The organism is Variovorax sp. PBS-H4, assembly GCF_901827205.1.
Lineage (GTDB): Bacteria > Pseudomonadota > Gammaproteobacteria > Burkholderiales > Burkholderiaceae_C > Variovorax.
Genome location: NZ_LR594675.1, coordinates 4,544,596 through 4,560,591 on the forward strand (window position 1 = coordinate 4,544,596; position 15,996 = coordinate 4,560,591).

Sequence of the window (15,996 nt, forward strand, 5' to 3'; positions counted from 1 at the left end):
CAAACCTTCTGATATGGCCACCCAAAGACTCGGACTCATCATGCATGGCGTCACCGGACGCATGGGCATGAACCAGCATCTCATCCGCTCCATCTGCGCCATTCGCGCGCAGGGCGGCGTCACGCTTTCCAACGGCGACCGAGTGATGCCAGACCCGATCCTGATCGGGCGCAACGCCGACAGGATCGAGGCGCTGGCCAAGGCCCACGGCATCGAGCGCTGGGGCACCGACCTGGACGCCGCGCTGGAGAACAAGGACGACACCCTGTTTTTCGACGCAGGCACCACGCAGATGCGCCCTACCCTGCTGGCCAAGGCGATCCGCGCCGGCAAGCACGTCTACTGCGAAAAGCCGATCGCGACCAACCTCAACGAAGCGGTCGAGATCGCGCGCCTGGCCCAGGGCTCGGGCCTCAAGCACGGCGCGGTGCAGGACAAGCTCTTCCTGCCCGGCCTGCGCAAGCTCGACATGCTGCGCCGCGCCGGCTTCTTCGGCCGCATGCTGTCGGTGCGCCTCGAATTCGGCTATTGGGTGTTCGAGGGCGACCTGCAGCCTATTCAGCGCCCGTCGTGGAACTACCGCAAGGAAGACGGCGGCGGGATGATCCTGGACATGATGTGCCACTGGCGCTACGTGCTGGACAACCTGTTCGGCGAGGTGCAATCGGTTTCGTGCATCGGGGCGACGCACATCCCGAAGCGCTGGGACGAAAACGGCCAGCCCTACGAGGCCACCGCGGACGACGCGGCCTATGCAACCTGCCAGTTGCGCGGCCATGCCGGCGAGCCGGTGATCGCCCAGCTCAACATGAGCTGGGCCACGCGGGTCCGGCGCGACGACCTGGTGACCTTCCACGTCGACGGCACCGACGGCTCCGCGGTCGCGGGCCTGTCGTCATGCCGGGCGCAGTCGCGCGTCGCCACGCCGCGGCCGGTGTGGAACCCGGACGAGAAGCAGACGATGAACTTCTTCGACCAGTGGCAGGAGATCCCGGACTCGCAGGTCTACGACAACGGCTTCAAGATCCAGTGGGAGCATTTCATTCGCCATGTGGTCGAGAACGCGCCGTACAAGTGGACGCTGCCGGAAGGCGCCAAGGGCGTGCAGCTGGTCGAGGCCGCGCTCGAGTCATGGCAGGACCGCCGCTGGATCGACGTGCCGGAACTGAACATCTGAGGCGCCGATGTCTCTCTCGCTGACCCTCCCCGTCGCCGGCGGCACCCTCGCCCGCTATGCCTTGCGCGGCACGGCGCCACTGCAGCCGGCGCCCGGCATCGGTTTCAACCGCATCGCCTACTCTGCCGCCCACGTGGTGGCCGATCCTCTCGCCGCCATCGATCCGTGGCTGCAATGCGCCGTCGACTGGGACGCCACCATCGCCTACCGCCGCCATCTCTGGTCGTTGGGGCTAGGGGTGGCCGAGGCCATGGACACGGCACAGCGCGGCATGGGCCTGGACTGGCCGACCTCGCTGGAACTGATCCGCCGCTCCCTCGACGCGGCCAAGGACGTGCCGGGCGCCCTGGTTGCATCAGGCTGCGGCACCGATCACCTGAGCCTCATCGACGTGAAGAGCGTCGACGATGTGATTCGTGCCTACGAGGAGCAGATGGCCGCGATCGAGGCCCTGGGCGGCAAGCTGATCGTGATGGCCAGCCGCGCGCTCGCCCATGTTGCGAGAAGCCCGGCCGACTACGAGCGCGTCTACGACCGTATCCTGCCGCAGGCGAGGCAGCCCGTGGTCCTGCATTGGCTGGGCGAGATGTTCGATCCGGCGCTGGCCGGCTACTGGGGCACGAAGGATGTCGACGCCGCCATGGACACCGCACTCGGCATCATCGCGGCCCATCCGCGCAAGGTGGACGGCATCAAGATCTCGCTGCTGGACAAGGACAAGGAGATCGCGATGCGCCGGCGCCTGCCGGCCGGGGTGCGCATGTACACCGGCGACGACTTCAACTATGCCGAGCTGATCGCCGGCGACGGCCATGGCAGCGAGCCCACGCACGGCAAGAGCGACGCGCTGCTGGGCATCTTCGATGCCATTGCGCCGGCCGCCAGCGCCGCGCTGGGCGAGCTGGCCCAGGGCAACACCGAGAAGTTCCATGCCATTCTTGGTCCCACGGTCCCACTGTCGCGCCACATCTTCGCGGCGCCCACGCGCTTCTACAAGACCGGCGTGGTGTTCATGGCCTGGCTCAACGGCCACCAGAAGCACTTCACGATGGTGGGCGGTCAGCAGAGCACGCGCTCGCTGCAGCACCTGGCGGAGCTGTTCCGTCTGGCTGATGCGGCCAACCTGCTGGAGCAGCCCGAGCTCGCGGTCACGCGCATGAAAGCGCTGCTGGCCCTGCACGGCGTCGAGGACTGAAGCACACACCAAGGGAATCGCACCATGCAGTTGCCCGACCGCATCGAAGACCTCGAACACCTCGAGGAGCTGCTGTCCCGCCCTTCCGAGGCACTGGTGCAGACCCTCGAACGCGTCGAAGGCGACATCCTCGTCCTTGGCGTGGGCGGCAAGATGGGCCCGACGCTGGCACGCATGGCCAGGCGCGCCAGCCCCGGCCGGCGCGTGATTGGCGTGGCGCGCTTTTCCGAGGCCGGCTTGCGTGAGCGCCTGGAAGAACAAGGCATCGAATGCATCGAGGCGGACCTGCTGTCGCGCGAAGCGCTGGCCAGGCTGCCGGATGCTCCCAACGTCGTCTTCATGGCCGGGCGCAAGTTCGGTTCCTCGGGGAGCGAATGGCTGACCTGGGCCATGAACGCCCACGTCCCGGCGTTGGTGGCCGAACGCTTCAGGCGCTCCCGCATCGTCGCCTTCTCCACCGCCTGCGTGTACCCCTTTGCCGACGTGCGCGGCCCCGGCGCACGCGAAGAGGTCCCGCCCACCCCGCCGCCGGGCGAGTACGCGAACTCCTGCGTCGCGCGCGAGCGCTTGTTCGAGCACTTCTCGCACCTCTACCAGACGCCGGGTCGCCTGATCCGCCTCTCCTACGCGATCGACATGCGCTACGGCGTGCTGCACGACCTCGCGCAGAAGCTGGTCGCGGGCCAGCCCATCGATCTCACGATGGGACACGCCAACGTCATCTGGCAGGGCGAGGCCAACGACTGGACGCTGCGTACGCTGGCGCACTGCGACACACCGACCTCGCCGCTCAACCTCAGCGGCCCCGCCATCGCCATCCGCGAGGCCGCACGGGGACTGGCGCAGCGCCTCGGGGTGGAAGCGGTCTTCACCGGCGGCGAGGCCGACACGGCCTGGCTGATCGACTGCACCCGCGCCTTCGAGCTCTTCGGCCCGCAACAGGTCACGCTGGCGCGCATGCTGGACTGGACGGCCGACTGGGTACGGCGCGGTCAGGCCAGCCTCAACAAGCCCACCCACTTCGAAGCCCGCGACGGCAAATATTGAGCGAGCCATGCGTCACTCCGAGATTCCGCCCGCCTCGCTCGCCCTGCTGCGCCGCGGCACGGCGATTCCCGCGCACCTGCTCGCGCTCGATGCCAACGGGCGCCTGGACGAGCGCCGCCAGCGCGCGATGAGCCGCTACTACCTCGATGCGGGCGCGGGCGGGATGGCCGTGGGCGTGCATTCGACCCAGTTCGCGATCCGAGAAGCCGGCCTCTACGCGCCCGTGCTCGAGCTTGCCTTGCACGAGGCCCTGACCTGGGAGCCGCTGGACGGGCGTCGTCCCCTCTTCATGATCGCGGGCCTGGCCGGGCCCACCGCGCAAGCCAGGAACGAGGCCGCGACGGCACAGGCGCTCGGCTACCACGCCGGCCTGCTGAGCCTGGCGGCGATGAAGGGCGCCAGTGAAGACGCGCTCATCGATCACTGCGCCAGCGTCGCAGAGGTCATGCCGCTGGTGGGCTTCTACCTGCAGCCGGCCGTGGGCGGCCTCCACCTGCCGGCCAGCTTCTGGCGCCGCTTCGCCGCCATCGACAACGTGGTCGCGATCAAGATCGCGCCCTTCAACCGCTACCGCACGCTGGACGTGGTCCGTGGCGTGGTCGAAGCCGGTGCCGAAAGCCGCGTGACGCTCTACACGGGCAACGACGACCACATCGTGCTGGACCTGCTGACACCGTTCGTCCTCCTGCGCGAGGGCCTTCCCGTCACCGTTCGCATCAAGGGCGGCCTGCTGGGCCACTGGAGCGTCGGCACGCGCAGCGCGGTGCAACTGCTCGCGCGCATCCAGGAGGCCGTTGCCGCCGACAAGGTGCCGACGGACCTGCTGGCCCTCGATGCGCAGGTGACCGACTGCAACGCGGCGCTCTTCGACGTCGCCCACGACTTCCACGGGTGCATCGCGGGGTGCCACGAGGTGCTGCGGCGGCAGGGGGTGCTCGACGGCATCCGGTGCCTGGACCCGGGCGAGGGATTGAGTCCCGGCCAGGCCGACGAACTCACGCGGGTCCACGACGCCTACCCTGAACTCCACGACGATCTCTTCGTCGCCACCCATCTCCGACGCTGGCTCAGCTAGGGTCCTGCTTCCAATCCGGCACGTCAACATCAACATCAACAGGAGACATCATGCAGAAGCGCCACTTGATCCGAAGCATCGCTCTCGTCGCCGCACTCGCCGCGGCCGGCGTGCCCGCCCTCGCGCAGGAATGGAAGCCTTCGCGCCCCGTCACCATCATCGTGCCCTGGGCGGCCGGCGGCTCCACCGACCAGGTGACGCGCGTGACCGCCGCGGAGATCGAGAAGGCGCTGGGCCAGAAGGTGGTGATCGTCAACCAGCCCGGGGCTTCCGGCTCGATCGGCAGCAAGAGCGCGCTCGACGCGCCCAAGGACGGCTACACCTGGACCGCGGGCGCCGCGCAGGACCTCGGCTCCTACGAGACACTGGGCATGCTCAAGACCAAGATCAGCGACTGGCACCTGTTCCTCAACGTGGCCAACGTGCAGGTCATCGGCGTCAATGCGGCTGCCCCTTACAAGAACGCCAAGGAGTTGCTGGACGCCATGAAAGCCAAGCCCGGCCAGATCAGCGTCGCCACCGCAGGGGTGACCTCGGCCGGCCACAACGCGATGGAGCTGATCGCCAAGAGCACCGGCGTCAAGTACCGGCACGTGACCTACGACGGCGGCAACCCGGCGGTGGTGGCCACCGTGGCCGGCGAGACCGAAGTCACCACGCAGCTCGCCGTCGAGCAGGCCGACATGATCCGCGGGAAGCGCATCCGTCCGCTGGCGACGGTGAGCGACAAGGCGCTGGAGCTGGAAGGCTTCGGCACCATCGAGCCGCTGTCGAAGACGCTGCCGGGCTTCAAGGCCCCGGCCAACTACTTCGGCATCTTCATTCCCAAGGGCGTGCCTGACGAGGTGGTGAAGACGATGGAGAAGATCTGGGTCGACAACATCACCAAGAGCGATGTGCTCAAGAAGTACGCCACCAGCCGCGGCGCCCTGTTCGCACCGCTGTACGGTGCCGAGGCGCAGGCCGCGGTGACGCCGGCAATCCAGGCCAACGCCTGGCTGCTGTTCGACAGCGGCAAGGCCAAGGTCTCGCCCGAAACGCTGGGCATCGCACGGCCGTGACCGCCACGAGCACGGATCCAGACCCGCAGGCGGCCGAGGCGCAGGCCGACGCCGCTGCGCTCGAACGCAGGACGTCGCCCCGCTCGGACCTGAAGCAAGCGCTCGGATGGATCGCGCTCGGCATCGTCACCCTGGTTGGCGCGCTGCGCATGGACCGGCTGGAGCATCAGGACATCAACCCGTACACGGCGCCGGGCCTGCTGCCCGGCCTGCTCGGTGTGGCGATCGTCTTCTTCGGTCTGCTGTTGCTCTATCGCTCGTGGCGGCGGGTTTCCGCCTCGCCACCGGTGCAGCGCCGGCGCACGTCCAGCGACCGGACGGAAGCGCGGCGGATCGGCGTGGTGCTCGCGCTGTGCATCGGATTCGCCGCCGGACTGGTGGGCCATGGCATGGCCTTCTGGCTCGCCACGGCGCTGTTCGTCTCGGCCTCCGTCGCGATCCTGCAGTTCGCCGAACGCACTGCGCGCAACCAGCGGCTGCGCGGCTGCGCGTTTGCGCTCGCCGTGGGCCTGGGGACCGGCGTCGTGGTCACCTTCGTGTTCCAGGAGCTCTTCCTGGTCCACCTGCCCTGAGTTCGCGGGAGATCACATGTTCGACGGTCTGCGGATGCTGGGCGAGTCCTACCTCGGCTTCATGAATTTTTGGTCCCTGGTCTATGGCCTGGGCGGGGCGCTGCTGGGCATCATCGTCGGCGTGCTGCCGGGCCTGTCGGCCACGCTGTGCATCGCGCTGCTGACCACGCTCACGATCAAGCTGGCGCCGAACGACGCCATCCTGATCCTGATCTGCTCGTATGTCGGCGCCATCTATGGCGGCAGCCGTACCGCGATCCTCCTGAACATTCCCGGCACGGCGGCCAACGCGGCATCTTGCGCCGACGGCTTTGCGCTCGCGCGCAAGGGCGAAGCGGGGCGTGCCATCGGCATCGCCACCTCGGGCGCCTTCACCGGCACCCTCTTTGGCGTGCTGTGCCTGGCCATGTTCACGCCGGCCCTGGCGGAACTGGCCCTTTCTTTCGGTGCCTTCGAGTTCTTCTGGCTGGCGCTGTTCGGCGTCGCGATGTCCGGAAGCATCGTGGGCGAAGACCCGCTCAAGGGCTGGCTCATGGGCCTCCTCGGCCTGCTCGTCGCACAGGTCGGCCAGGAAGGGCTCTATGCCTACGACCGCTTCACCTTCGGCTGGGACGAACTCTCGGGCGGCATCGCGCTCATTCCCGCACTCATCGGCGCCTTCGGATTCGCCGAAGTGCTGACCTCGCTCTCCGACCCCATCGAACGCAAGCTGATCGACATGCGGGACTCGGTGCTGCCACGCTTCCGGGAAGTGGCGAAGTACTGGCGAACCGTGCTGCGCTCCGGCGTCATCGGCGTCGTGACGGGCATCCTGCCCGGCGTGGGTGAAGACTCGGGGGCATGGATGTCGTATGCGGCCGCCAAGGCAGCCAGCTCCGAGCGCGAGCAGTTCGGCAAGGGCTCCATCGACGGCCTGATGGCGGCGGAGACCGGTGACATGTCCGCCATACCGGGCGGCATCATCCCGGCGTTGGCGCTCGGCATACCGGGTTCGGCGCCCTCGGCCGTGTTGATGGCGGCCATGATCATCCACGGCATTCAGCCGGGCCCCATGCTCATGATCAAGACGCCGCACTTCGTCTACGACGTCGTGGCGATGACCACGCTCGCCACGCTCAGCATCCTCTTCTTCGGCTTGTTCCTCGTGCGACCGCTGATGCTGGTGCTGCGCGTGCGCCGCTCCGTGCTGATGCCGATCATCTTCGTGCTGTGTACGGTCGGTGCCTATGCGATCGCCTCGCGGCTCTTCGATGTCTACGCGATGCTCGCGATCGGCGTGGGTGCCTTCTTCCTGCGGCGGCGCGGCTACGAGATGGCGCCTTTCGTGCTGGGCCTGGTGTTGGGCGACCTGCTGGACAAGAGCCTGCGCCGTGGGCTCGTGCTGTCGGACGGCAGCCTGGCGCCTTTCTTCACGCGGCCCATCTGTGCCGCGCTGGCAGGCGTCACCATCCTCACCATGCTGATGTACATCCCGGCCGTGAACGTGCGCGTCAAACGGATCTGGGGCGAGGCCAAGCGCTTCGTGTTCCACCGCAGTGCCTGAGGACACCGGCCCATGAAATTCGCGCTCTGCAACGAAGTGCTGAAGGCGCTGCCCTTCCCCGAGCAATGCCGGGTCGCTGCCGCATTGGGCTACGACGCGCTGGAGGTTGCGCCCTTCACGCTCGCGGCCGATCCGATGGACATCGCCGACTCACAGGCTCGCGAATTCGCCCGCGTGGCGCGCGAGCATGGCGTGGAGATCAGCGGCCTGCACTGGTTGCTGGTGGCACCGGCCGGCCTGTCGATCGTGAGCTCCGACGGCGCGCTGCGCCAGCGCAGCACCGCCGTGATGCAGCGCCTGGTTGAACTGTGCGCGCTGATGGGCGGGCGCTACCTGGTGCACGGCTCGCCGAAGCAGCGCTCGGTGCCGCCCGGTGAGACGCGCGCCGCCGCGCTGGAGCGCGCCCGCGAATGCCTGGCTGCCGCGGCGCGGACCGCGCAACAATGCGGCGTGATCTATTGCATCGAACCGCTCTCCATCGCCGAAACCGACCTCCTCAACACGGTGGAAGAGGCCGTGGAGCTGGTCCAAGCCATCGGCTCGCCGGCCTTCAGCACCATGATCGACTGCAGCGCCGCCGGGCAAATGGAACGCGAGGACATTGCCGCGCTGATGCGCCGGTGGATGCCCACCGGCCACATTGCCCATGTCCAGGTCAACGATCCCAATCGCAGGGGCCCGGGCCAGGGCAACATGCGCTTCGCGCCCATCCTGGAAGCGCTTCACGAAATGAAGTCAGCCGGCCAATACCACGGCATCGTCGCCGTCGAGCCCTTCGACTACCTGCCCGACGGCATGGGGTCGGCGGCGCGAGCCATCGGCTACCTGCGCGGGCTCGAGGAGGCGCTCGGACATGCATGACGCGCCACGCTTCGCCGTCCGCGAAATCGCCTTGTTCGAAAGGCCGGTCATGCTGCGCCTGCCCTTTCGCTTCGGCGTGGTCACGCTGACCGAATGCCCGCAGGCCTTCGCGCGGATTCGCATCGAGTTTGCCGATGGATCGAGCGCCTGGGGCGCTGCCGCGGAGCTGATGGCACCCAAGTGGTTCGACAAGAACCTCGCGCTCAGCAACGAGGACAACTTCGACCAACTGCGCCGTGTCACCGCGCTCGCACGCGAGGCCTACCTGAGCGACCCCGCGCCCGCGACCGCCTTCGGCCATTTTGCGCGGCACCACGACGCCCACCGCATGGCTGCCGCAGGGCTCGGCTTCAATCCCCTGCTGGCGAGCTACGGGCCCGCGCTGCTGGACCGCGCCATCCTCGATGCGCTGTGCCGCGCGCTGCAGACTTCTTTCCACGCGGCAATCCGCAGCAATGTCGCGGGCATCGGCCCGGGCCGGGCCGAGTTCGACGGACTGGAGATACAAGCCTTCCTCGCGAGCCTGAGCCCGGCCGACAGCATCGAAGCGCGCCACACCGTCGGCATGCTCGATGCGATCACCGCGGCCGACCTGAAGCAACCCGTGGCCGACGGCCTGCCGGAGACCCTCCAGGAGGTGGTGCGCGTCTACGGCCACCGCTATTTCAAGCTCAAGGTGGGCGGCGACATCGCATCGGACCTGGCCCGCCTCGGTGCCATCGAGGACGTGCTCGACCGGATGGGCGAGCCCTACTTCGTCTCGCTCGACGGCAACGAGCAGTACGCCGACGCCGCCGGCATTGCCGAGCTGATGGCGCGCATGCGCGAAACGCCCGCACTCGCGCGCCTGTATGCCTCGATCCTCTTCGTCGAGCAGCCGATCGCACGCAGGTTTGCCCTCGAGCGCGATCTTCGCGACCTGCGCAGCGCGAGCATCGGCAAGCCCGTGATCATCGACGAATCGGATGGCGAGCTCGACAGCTTCGTGCAGGCGCGCGCGCGCGGCTACGCCGGCGTTTCGTCGAAGACCTGCAAGGGCTTCTACAAGTCATTGCTCAATGCCGCCCGCTGCGCGAAATGGAATTCGGAACAGTCGCAGACGCGCTATTTCATGTCCGGCGAAGACCTGACGACGCAGGCCGGCCTGGCCGTGCAGCAGGACCTGGCGCTGGTCAGCCTGCTGGGCATTCCCCACGTCGAGCGCAATGGCCACCACTACGTCAACGGCATGGCCGCACTGCCGCTCGCGGAGCAGCAGGCCTTCCTGGCGGCGCACGGGGACCTCTACGAGCATTCCCACGGCGCGGTGCGCCTGCGCATCCGCGACGGGCGCATCCGGCTCGGCTCGCTGGATTGCGCCGGCTTCGCGAGCGCGGCCATGCCCGATTTCGATGCGATGCAGCCGATGGCTTGCTGAGTCCTTCTTTTGTTCTCCTTCAACTGACGGTTCCATGCGCGACTTCACCCAAGGCCACGAGTGGCTTTCCATCAACACCGCCACCCTCCGCAGGCAGCAAGGCACCGAGGTGCCGCTGGACCGCCTCATCGACCAATGCGCCGCGCAGGGCATCCGCGCGATCAGCCCCTGGCGCGACCAGGTCGCCGCGGTGGGGCTCGACCGCATCGGCAAGCAGTTACGCGCGCATGGCATCGGCCTCTCGGGCTACTGCCGTGGCGGTTTTTTCCCGGCAGCTGATGCCGCCGGGCTGAAGGCCGCGCTGGAGGACAACCGCCGCGCCATCGACGAAGCCAAGACGCTCGGGGCGCCTTGCCTGGTGCTGGTCGTCGGCGCCCTGCCCGGCGCACTCGAGGGCCGCGTGCAGTACAAGGACATCGGCCGCGCGCGCGGCGAGGTGCGCGACGGCATCGCCGCTTCGCTCGACTACGCGCGCGAGGTCGGCATGCCGCTCGCCATCGAGCCCCTGCATCCCATGCAGGCCGCCGATCGCGCGTGCATCAACACGCTCGAGCACGCGCTGGACCTGTGCGACGAACTGGATGCGCAGCGCTCGGGCATGCTCGGCGTCGCGCTCGACGTCTATCACGTCTGGTGGGACCCGAAGCTGCAGCAGCAGATCGCGCGCGCGGGCAAGGAGCGCCTGCTGGCCTACCACGTGTGCGACTGGCTCACGCCGACGCGCGACCTGCTGAACGACCGCGGCATGATGGGCGACGGCGTGGTCGAGCTTCGCAAGATCCGCAGCTGGATCGAGGCCGCGGGCTTCGCCGGGTTCAGCGAGGTCGAGATCTTCTCGGCGCTCGACTGGTGGCAGCGGCCGGGCGACGAAACGCTGGCGACCTGCATCGAGCGCCACCGCAGCGTGGTCTGAGCGCATCGAGCAGGCACGCACGAGCTGTGCTGCAATTCGCCGCATGGCTGCCCCGACCCTCGACGACCTGCGCCGCTATGCAGTGGCGCGCACCCTCTTCAAGGCCACGACCTTGCCGGGAGCGATCAGGCGCCTCGGCTTCGTGCAAGCCGATCCCATTCGCGCGCCGGCGCGCGCGCAGGACCTGACCCTGCGCCACCGCGTGAAGGACTACCGGGCGGGCGATCTCGAGCGCCGCTACACCAGGCTGCCGATCGAGGAGGACTGCCTCGTCAACTATGGATTCCTGCCACGCGAGCACCTCGCGCTGATGCATCCGCGAGAAGCCCGGCGCGCATGGGACGCCGAGACCCGGCGCAAGGCGGCGGACGTGCTGGCCTTCGTACGCGAGCACGGCCAGGTGCATCCGCGGCAGGTCGATGTGCATTTCGCGCACGGCCGGGTGACGAACTATTGGGGCGGCTCGAGCAACGCCACGACCCACCTGCTCGACGGCATGCACTATCGCGGCCTGCTGCGCGTGGCGCGCCGCGACAGCGGCACACGCATCTACGAAGCCGTGACCCATGCGCCCGGCGACGACAGCCCGGCCGGCCGGGCGCAGCGCGCCGCGGCGCTCGTCGACCTCGTGGTCCGCAAGTACGCGCCGCTGCCGGCCACGAGCCTGACTTATCTCATCCGCCTGCTGGGCTACGGCGCGCCACAGCTCGCGCCACAAGCGCAGGCGGCCCTGCGCCAAGCACGCGAACAACTCGCCAGTTGCCGGATCGACGGGACGACCTGGTATTGGCCCGCCGACGAGAACCCGGCGTCGCGCCGGCATGCGCCCGATGAAGCGGTGCGCCTGCTCGCGCCCTTCGACCCCGTGGTGTGGGACCGCCGGCGCTTCGAGCTGCTCTGGGGCTGGCGCTACACCTTCGAGGCCTACGTGCCCGCGTCGAAGCGGCGGCTCGGTTATTACGCGCTGCCGCTGCTGTGGCATGACCGCGTGATCGGCTGGGCCAACATCTCGGCGCGCGAAGGCCGGCTCCAGCCCGCCTTCGGCTACGTGCAACGCAAGCCGCGCGACGTGGCGTTTGGCGCGGCGCTGGACGACGAGCTGGAGCGCATGACACGGTTCGTCGCCGGTCGCTGAGCGGGCGTCGTGCTTCTCGATGCCGCCGTTCACGCGGAAGCCCCGCGTGCCACGCGGTCTGCCGCCCACGCGACAACACCCGTGTCGCGGCAGTTCTAGAATCGCCGGGCCGCCGCGCGACAGCGCTGCGGCAAAGCGTTCTCAGGGCGGGGTGGAATTCCCCACCGGCGGTGATGGCGACCTGTTCGCACGAGCCCGCGAGCGCCCGCGGCGCGCCATGCGCGGCGGGGTCAGCAGACCTGGTGAGATCCCGGGGCCGACGGTTCAGGGCCTGTGTTGCCGCCAGGGGCGGCAAGACGAGCCCCTACAGTCCGGATGAAAGAGAGCGCGGTCTCGCCGCTGGGCGGGCGCATTCCCATGCGCCTGGCTGCGGCGGGCTCGTGTGCCCTGATTCAGGCAACCCTTCTGCAAAGGCAAACCATGAGTCAGATCAACGACCTTCCTTTCTCCGCCGTCGGCTCGCCCGGCACCTCGCGCGGCCAGCGCATCGCCTTCGTGCAGGCGCAGTGGCATGCCGATATCGTCCACCAGGCGCGCGACGCCTTTCTCGAAGAAATGGAGCGCCAGGGCGTGCCGCGGGCCGACATCGACATCTTCGATGTACCAGGCGCCTTCGAGATCCCGCTGCATGCCAAGCGGCTGGCGCGGTCGGGCCGCTATGCGGGCATCGTCGGCTGTGCGCTGGTGGTCGACGGCGGCATCTACCGCCACGAGTTCGTCGCCAGCACAGTGGTCAACGCGCTGATGACCGTGCAGCTGGAAACTGACGTGCCCGTGTTCTCGGCGGTGCTCACGCCGCACCACTTCCACGAACACGTGGAGCACCGCAAGTACTTTCATCGACACTTTGCAGTCAAGGGCACGGAGGTGGCCGAGGCTTGCGTGAAGACGCTGGAGGCGATGAAGCGCGTCGACGCGCTCATGGACCACCTCAACTGAGCAGACCGCGCGCAAACAGCACCGGCACCGAGGACACCAGCAGCGCCATGCCCGACAGCGTCAACAGCCCCAGCACGACCTGGCGAAAGGCTGTCTCGCTGATGCCGACATAGAGCCGCGCGCCGAGCAGCACCGGCACCAGAACCGCAAGTGCGACGATGCCCAGCAGCGGCAGCATTGGCACGCCGACAAGGCCGGTGCCGAGATACACCGAGAAGGTCACCAGCAGCATCGAGAGGTTGAAGTTCTGGATCACCGAGCGCTGCACGTCCTTCTCGAGGCCGCGCAGCGTGCACCAGAGCGTCGGAAGGGCGCCGGTAAAGCCGCCCAGGCCCCCGCAGACCCCGCCGATCAGGCCGACCACGCCGTCAGCGGCGCGGCCGCCGGCCTTCACCCGCGGCAGGTTGCGCGCCATCAGCATGGCGGGGCACCAGAGCACGAGCAGCCCGCCAAGGCATGCCTTGAACAAGGGCACGTCAAGCCGCGGGAGCAGCCACACGCCCAGCGGCACGCCGACCAGGCCGCCAAGCACGAAAGGCAGCAGCAATGCGCGGTCGAAGCCGCGCCGCACCGTGACCGCGGCGATCACCTGGCCGGTCAGCCCGCCGAAGGTGGCGAGCACCGCTGCCAGCCTCGGGTCCACCGTCCAGGCCCAGAAGGACATCGCGACCAAGCCGAAGGCGAAGCCCGACAGGCCCTGCACGAAGCCGGCCACGATCGCGCCGAGCGCGACGATCAGGTAGAGCGACGAATCCAAGGCGGAGGCCAAGCGCCGCAGGCGCAGCGCCGGGCGTGGGGGTCCATCAGGCCGACGCCGGCACGAGTGCCTCGCGGCGCACTCGCCGCACGTTGAAGGCGCTGGCGATCAGCACCCCCTGCACCACCGCAAGGCCGACGATCACGCTCATGTATCGGCCGTGGTCCATCAGCCGGCCGAAGATCAGCGGGGCCACGGCCTGCCCGATGTCCAATCCCGCGTAAACCACCCCGTAGACGCGTCCCGATGCATTGGCCGGCGTCGAGCGCTTGACGAGCAGGTCCCGCGAGGGCCCGGCGATGCCGGACGCAAAACCCATGGCGCCGAACATCGCGGGCACCAGCACCGGCGGGAAATCGACCAATGCGAGGACCAGCGCCAGCATGGCCGCGACACCGAAGGCAAAGCCGACGATGCGCTCGCACCGGCTGGGGTCGGAAGCCAGAAAGCCGCCGACCAGCATCCCGCCCGAGCTCGCCACCATGTAGACGGTGAGGCAGATGGCGACAAGGGCCACCGGCACGGCGTGCAGGTGGCCGGCCGCGGTTGGCGCGAAGGTCTGAACCACGCTCAGCACCATCGCGTAGACGAAGAAGAACCCGAAGCACATCCACACCGCCGGGATCTTGAGGAAGGCCAGTTCGCCGCCCGCGGCAGGATCTGCGCCAGTCGCCTTGCGGACAGCCTTCACGTCGAGCGCCAGCACGGCGCGGTTGAGCCACAGCACGAGCAGGATGACGAAGGCCAGCACGCCCGCGGAAGCCAGCGCCACGCGCCACGAGAAGGCAATCGCCAGCGGCACCACGAAGGCCGGTGCCAACGCCCATCCCAGGCTGCCGGTGATGCCGTGCACGCTGTACGCATGGCCCAGGCGCGTGGGCGCGACCTTCTGGTTGAACAGTGTGTAGTCGACCGGATGGAACACGCCGTTGCCGATGCCGGCCACGACCGCGCTCGCCAGCAGCATCCAGTAGCTCTGCGCCAGCGCATAGCCGATGGCAGCCAGCGCCAGCAGGCCCAGGCCCGTGAAGAGCACCGGCCGTGGCCCCAGCCGGTCCACCAGGAAGCCCGAGGCGGCCTGCACCACGCAAGAGACGACGAAGAACACGGTCAGCACCGCGCCGAGCTCCGTATAGCTGACGTTGAAGGCATCCTTGAGCCAGGGAAACAGCGGGGGCAGCACCAACTGCGCAAAATGGCTGACGGCGTGCGCCAGGCCGACAAGGCCGATCAGCCTCGCGTCGGAGCGCAGGGAGCTCGGGATAGGGGGCGCGTCGATGGAAGACATGAATTGCAACAAGAAACCGGCGGAGGATGGGATGGTATTCCCTGAGGCCGCGGCAGAATGGCGATACAGAGACAACATTTGTCGAAATCATGCCGTCCCCCGTCTTGGCACCCGTTATGTCTGCCCGCACACGCACAGCGCAGCCGGAAGGCCCCGCGCAGGGCCATGTCGTGCTCCCGCTCACACCCGACCGCTACGCGCCCGATGCGCTGCGGCCGCTGCGCGCCAAGGAGCACTTCCTCGAAGCCGACACCTTCGTCGAACTGCACACCCATCCCTGGCCGCAGCTCACTTTCTCGACCAAGGGCGTGATCCGCCTCAGCACCGAGGACGGCAGCTACATCGTGCCGCCCTCGCGCGCGCTCTGGGTGCCGGCCAACATGGCGCACAGCATCACCCTGATCGAGGATGCGGAGCTGCGCACCATCTACCTGCACAGCTGGCTCGGCCCCGTCTGGGAAAGATGCGAAGTGCTGGAGATCAGTCCCCTGCTGCGCGCCCTGATGCTGGCCCTGGACACCACCCCTGACGGTACCCCGCCGGCCGATCCGCACGCGGCGCAACGCGAACGCTGGATCGCACCGCTTCTGATCGACGAACTGGAGCGGGCGACGCAGATCCGCATCGACGTTCCGCTGCCCGCGGACAAGCGCCTGCGCCAGCTGTGCGAGACGCTGCTGCGCAATCCCGCCGGGCGCGCCACGCTGGCGGAGCGCGCCCAGTCCATCGGCGCCAGCGAGCGCACGGTGGCGCGCCTGTTCCGCGACCAGCTCGGCATGAGCTGGCAGCAATGGCGCCAGCAGGCCGTGCTGGCCCATGCGCTGCCGCTGCTCGCGCGCGGCATGGCCGTCAGCCAGGTGGCGTCGGCGAGCGGCTACGCCACCGACAGTGCTTTTTGCGCGATGTTCAAGGCCGCAACGGGGCAATCGCCGACGGCTTTCCAGCACAAGAGGAAGCGATAGCGGCGCAGGCGGATCACATCCATCCACCCGACCACGCGAGAGCGGCTCGGGCAC

The 15,996-nt window shown here is 68.5% G+C and carries 15 protein-coding genes and 1 riboswitch; of the genes, 13 read left to right on the forward strand and 2 right to left on the reverse strand.

Annotation, left to right across the window (positions count from 1 at the left end; genetic code table 11):
- Positions 1–13 precede the first annotated feature (13 nt).
- The 12 genes from E5CHR_RS21575 to E5CHR_RS21630 all read left to right on the forward strand — a co-directional run bounded on the left by E5CHR_RS21575 (position 14) and on the right by E5CHR_RS21630 (position 12,935).
- Positions 14–1,177 (forward strand): Gfo/Idh/MocA family protein, encoded by a 1,164-nt coding sequence (locus E5CHR_RS21575; protein ID WP_162581739.1) that lies wholly within the window; start codon positions 14–16, stop codon positions 1,175–1,177.
- Between the two features lie 7 nt (positions 1,178–1,184).
- Positions 1,185–2,372, forward strand: a complete 1,188-nt coding sequence (locus E5CHR_RS21580) for a dihydrodipicolinate synthase family protein (RefSeq protein ID WP_162581740.1) — start codon at positions 1,185–1,187, stop codon at positions 2,370–2,372.
- A 24-nt stretch (positions 2,373–2,396) separates the two neighbouring features.
- Complete coding sequence (locus E5CHR_RS21585; RefSeq protein WP_162581741.1) at positions 2,397–3,419, forward strand: NAD-dependent epimerase/dehydratase family protein; 1,023 nt, start codon at positions 2,397–2,399, stop codon at positions 3,417–3,419.
- Positions 3,420–3,426: 7 nt separating this feature from the next.
- Positions 3,427–4,494 carry a dihydrodipicolinate synthase family protein gene (locus E5CHR_RS21590; RefSeq protein WP_162581742.1) on the forward strand — a complete coding sequence of 356 codons (1,068 nt, stop codon included), beginning with the start codon at positions 3,427–3,429 and terminating at the stop codon, positions 4,492–4,494.
- Between the two features lie 50 nt (positions 4,495–4,544).
- Positions 4,545–5,555 carry a Bug family tripartite tricarboxylate transporter substrate binding protein gene (locus tag E5CHR_RS21595; protein WP_162581743.1) on the forward strand — a complete coding sequence of 337 codons (1,011 nt, stop codon included), beginning with the start codon at positions 4,545–4,547 and terminating at the stop codon, positions 5,553–5,555.
- Positions 5,552–6,127 (forward strand): tripartite tricarboxylate transporter TctB family protein, encoded by a 576-nt coding sequence (locus E5CHR_RS21600; RefSeq protein WP_162581744.1) that lies wholly within the window; start codon positions 5,552–5,554, stop codon positions 6,125–6,127. The genes E5CHR_RS21595 and E5CHR_RS21600 overlap by 4 nt, the downstream gene beginning before the upstream one ends.
- A gap of 16 nt (positions 6,128–6,143) precedes the next feature.
- Positions 6,144–7,670: a tripartite tricarboxylate transporter permease gene (locus E5CHR_RS21605; RefSeq protein WP_162581745.1), complete on the forward strand. Its 1,527-nt coding sequence runs from the start codon at positions 6,144–6,146 to the stop codon at positions 7,668–7,670.
- Between the two features lie 12 nt (positions 7,671–7,682).
- On the forward strand, positions 7,683–8,531 hold the full coding sequence (locus E5CHR_RS21610; RefSeq protein WP_162581746.1) for a sugar phosphate isomerase/epimerase family protein: 849 nt from the start codon (positions 7,683–7,685) through the stop codon (positions 8,529–8,531).
- Positions 8,524–9,948 (forward strand): enolase C-terminal domain-like protein, encoded by a 1,425-nt coding sequence (locus E5CHR_RS21615; protein WP_162581747.1) that lies wholly within the window; start codon positions 8,524–8,526, stop codon positions 9,946–9,948. The genes E5CHR_RS21610 and E5CHR_RS21615 overlap by 8 nt, the downstream gene beginning before the upstream one ends.
- Positions 9,949–9,982: 34 nt before the next feature.
- Positions 9,983–10,861, forward strand: coding sequence for a sugar phosphate isomerase/epimerase family protein (locus E5CHR_RS21620; RefSeq protein WP_162581748.1), 879 nt, complete (start codon positions 9,983–9,985; stop codon positions 10,859–10,861).
- Positions 10,862–10,904: 43 nt separating this feature from the next.
- Positions 10,905–11,996 carry a DNA glycosylase AlkZ-like family protein gene (locus tag E5CHR_RS21625; protein ID WP_162581749.1) on the forward strand — a complete coding sequence of 364 codons (1,092 nt, stop codon included), beginning with the start codon at positions 10,905–10,907 and terminating at the stop codon, positions 11,994–11,996.
- Positions 11,997–12,129: 133 nt separating this feature from the next.
- A riboswitch (FMN riboswitch) is annotated at positions 12,130–12,327 on the forward strand.
- An 89-nt stretch (positions 12,328–12,416) separates the two neighbouring features.
- Entirely contained in the window at positions 12,417–12,935 is a 519-nt protein-coding gene (locus E5CHR_RS21630) for a 6,7-dimethyl-8-ribityllumazine synthase (RefSeq protein WP_162581750.1), read from the forward strand.
- Here E5CHR_RS21630 and E5CHR_RS21635 read toward each other — a convergent pair.
- Both E5CHR_RS21635 and E5CHR_RS21640 read right to left on the reverse strand, forming a co-directional pair.
- A complete protein-coding gene (locus tag E5CHR_RS21635; protein WP_162581751.1) occupies positions 12,928–13,692 on the reverse strand; it encodes a sulfite exporter TauE/SafE family protein in 765 nt (254 codons plus the stop codon). The genes E5CHR_RS21630 and E5CHR_RS21635 overlap by 8 nt on opposite strands.
- A gap of 46 nt (positions 13,693–13,738) precedes the next feature.
- Positions 13,739–14,980 (reverse strand): MFS transporter, encoded by a 1,242-nt coding sequence (locus E5CHR_RS21640; protein WP_162581752.1) that lies wholly within the window; start codon positions 14,978–14,980, stop codon positions 13,739–13,741.
- Between the two features lie 116 nt (positions 14,981–15,096).
- Here E5CHR_RS21640 and E5CHR_RS21645 point away from each other — a divergent pair, with 116 nt between their 5' ends.
- Positions 15,097–15,942 carry an AraC family transcriptional regulator gene (locus E5CHR_RS21645; RefSeq protein WP_162581753.1) on the forward strand — a complete coding sequence of 282 codons (846 nt, stop codon included), beginning with the start codon at positions 15,097–15,099 and terminating at the stop codon, positions 15,940–15,942.
- Positions 15,943–15,996: the final 54 nt, after the last annotated feature.

Coding starts and splice junctions, on each gene's coding strand:
- E5CHR_RS21575 (WP_162581739.1), top strand. CDS start 14: ATGGCCACCCAAAGACTCGGACTCATCATGCATGGCGTCACCGGACGC.
- E5CHR_RS21580 (WP_162581740.1), top strand. CDS start 1,185: ATGTCTCTCTCGCTGACCCTCCCCGTCGCCGGCGGCACCCTCGCCCGC.
- E5CHR_RS21585 (WP_162581741.1), top strand. CDS start 2,397: ATGCAGTTGCCCGACCGCATCGAAGACCTCGAACACCTCGAGGAGCTG.
- E5CHR_RS21590 (WP_162581742.1), top strand. CDS start 3,427: ATGCGTCACTCCGAGATTCCGCCCGCCTCGCTCGCCCTGCTGCGCCGC.
- E5CHR_RS21595 (WP_162581743.1), top strand. CDS start 4,545: ATGCAGAAGCGCCACTTGATCCGAAGCATCGCTCTCGTCGCCGCACTC.
- E5CHR_RS21605 (WP_162581745.1), top strand. CDS start 6,144: ATGTTCGACGGTCTGCGGATGCTGGGCGAGTCCTACCTCGGCTTCATG.
- E5CHR_RS21610 (WP_162581746.1), top strand. CDS start 7,683: ATGAAATTCGCGCTCTGCAACGAAGTGCTGAAGGCGCTGCCCTTCCCC.
- E5CHR_RS21615 (WP_162581747.1), top strand. CDS start 8,524: ATGCATGACGCGCCACGCTTCGCCGTCCGCGAAATCGCCTTGTTCGAA.
- E5CHR_RS21620 (WP_162581748.1), top strand. CDS start 9,983: ATGCGCGACTTCACCCAAGGCCACGAGTGGCTTTCCATCAACACCGCC.
- E5CHR_RS21625 (WP_162581749.1), top strand. CDS start 10,905: ATGGCTGCCCCGACCCTCGACGACCTGCGCCGCTATGCAGTGGCGCGC.
- E5CHR_RS21630 (WP_162581750.1), top strand. CDS start 12,417: ATGAGTCAGATCAACGACCTTCCTTTCTCCGCCGTCGGCTCGCCCGGC.
- E5CHR_RS21640 (WP_162581752.1), bottom strand. CDS start 14,980: ATGTCTTCCATCGACGCGCCCCCTATCCCGAGCTCCCTGCGCTCCGAC.
- E5CHR_RS21645 (WP_162581753.1), top strand. CDS start 15,097: ATGTCTGCCCGCACACGCACAGCGCAGCCGGAAGGCCCCGCGCAGGGC.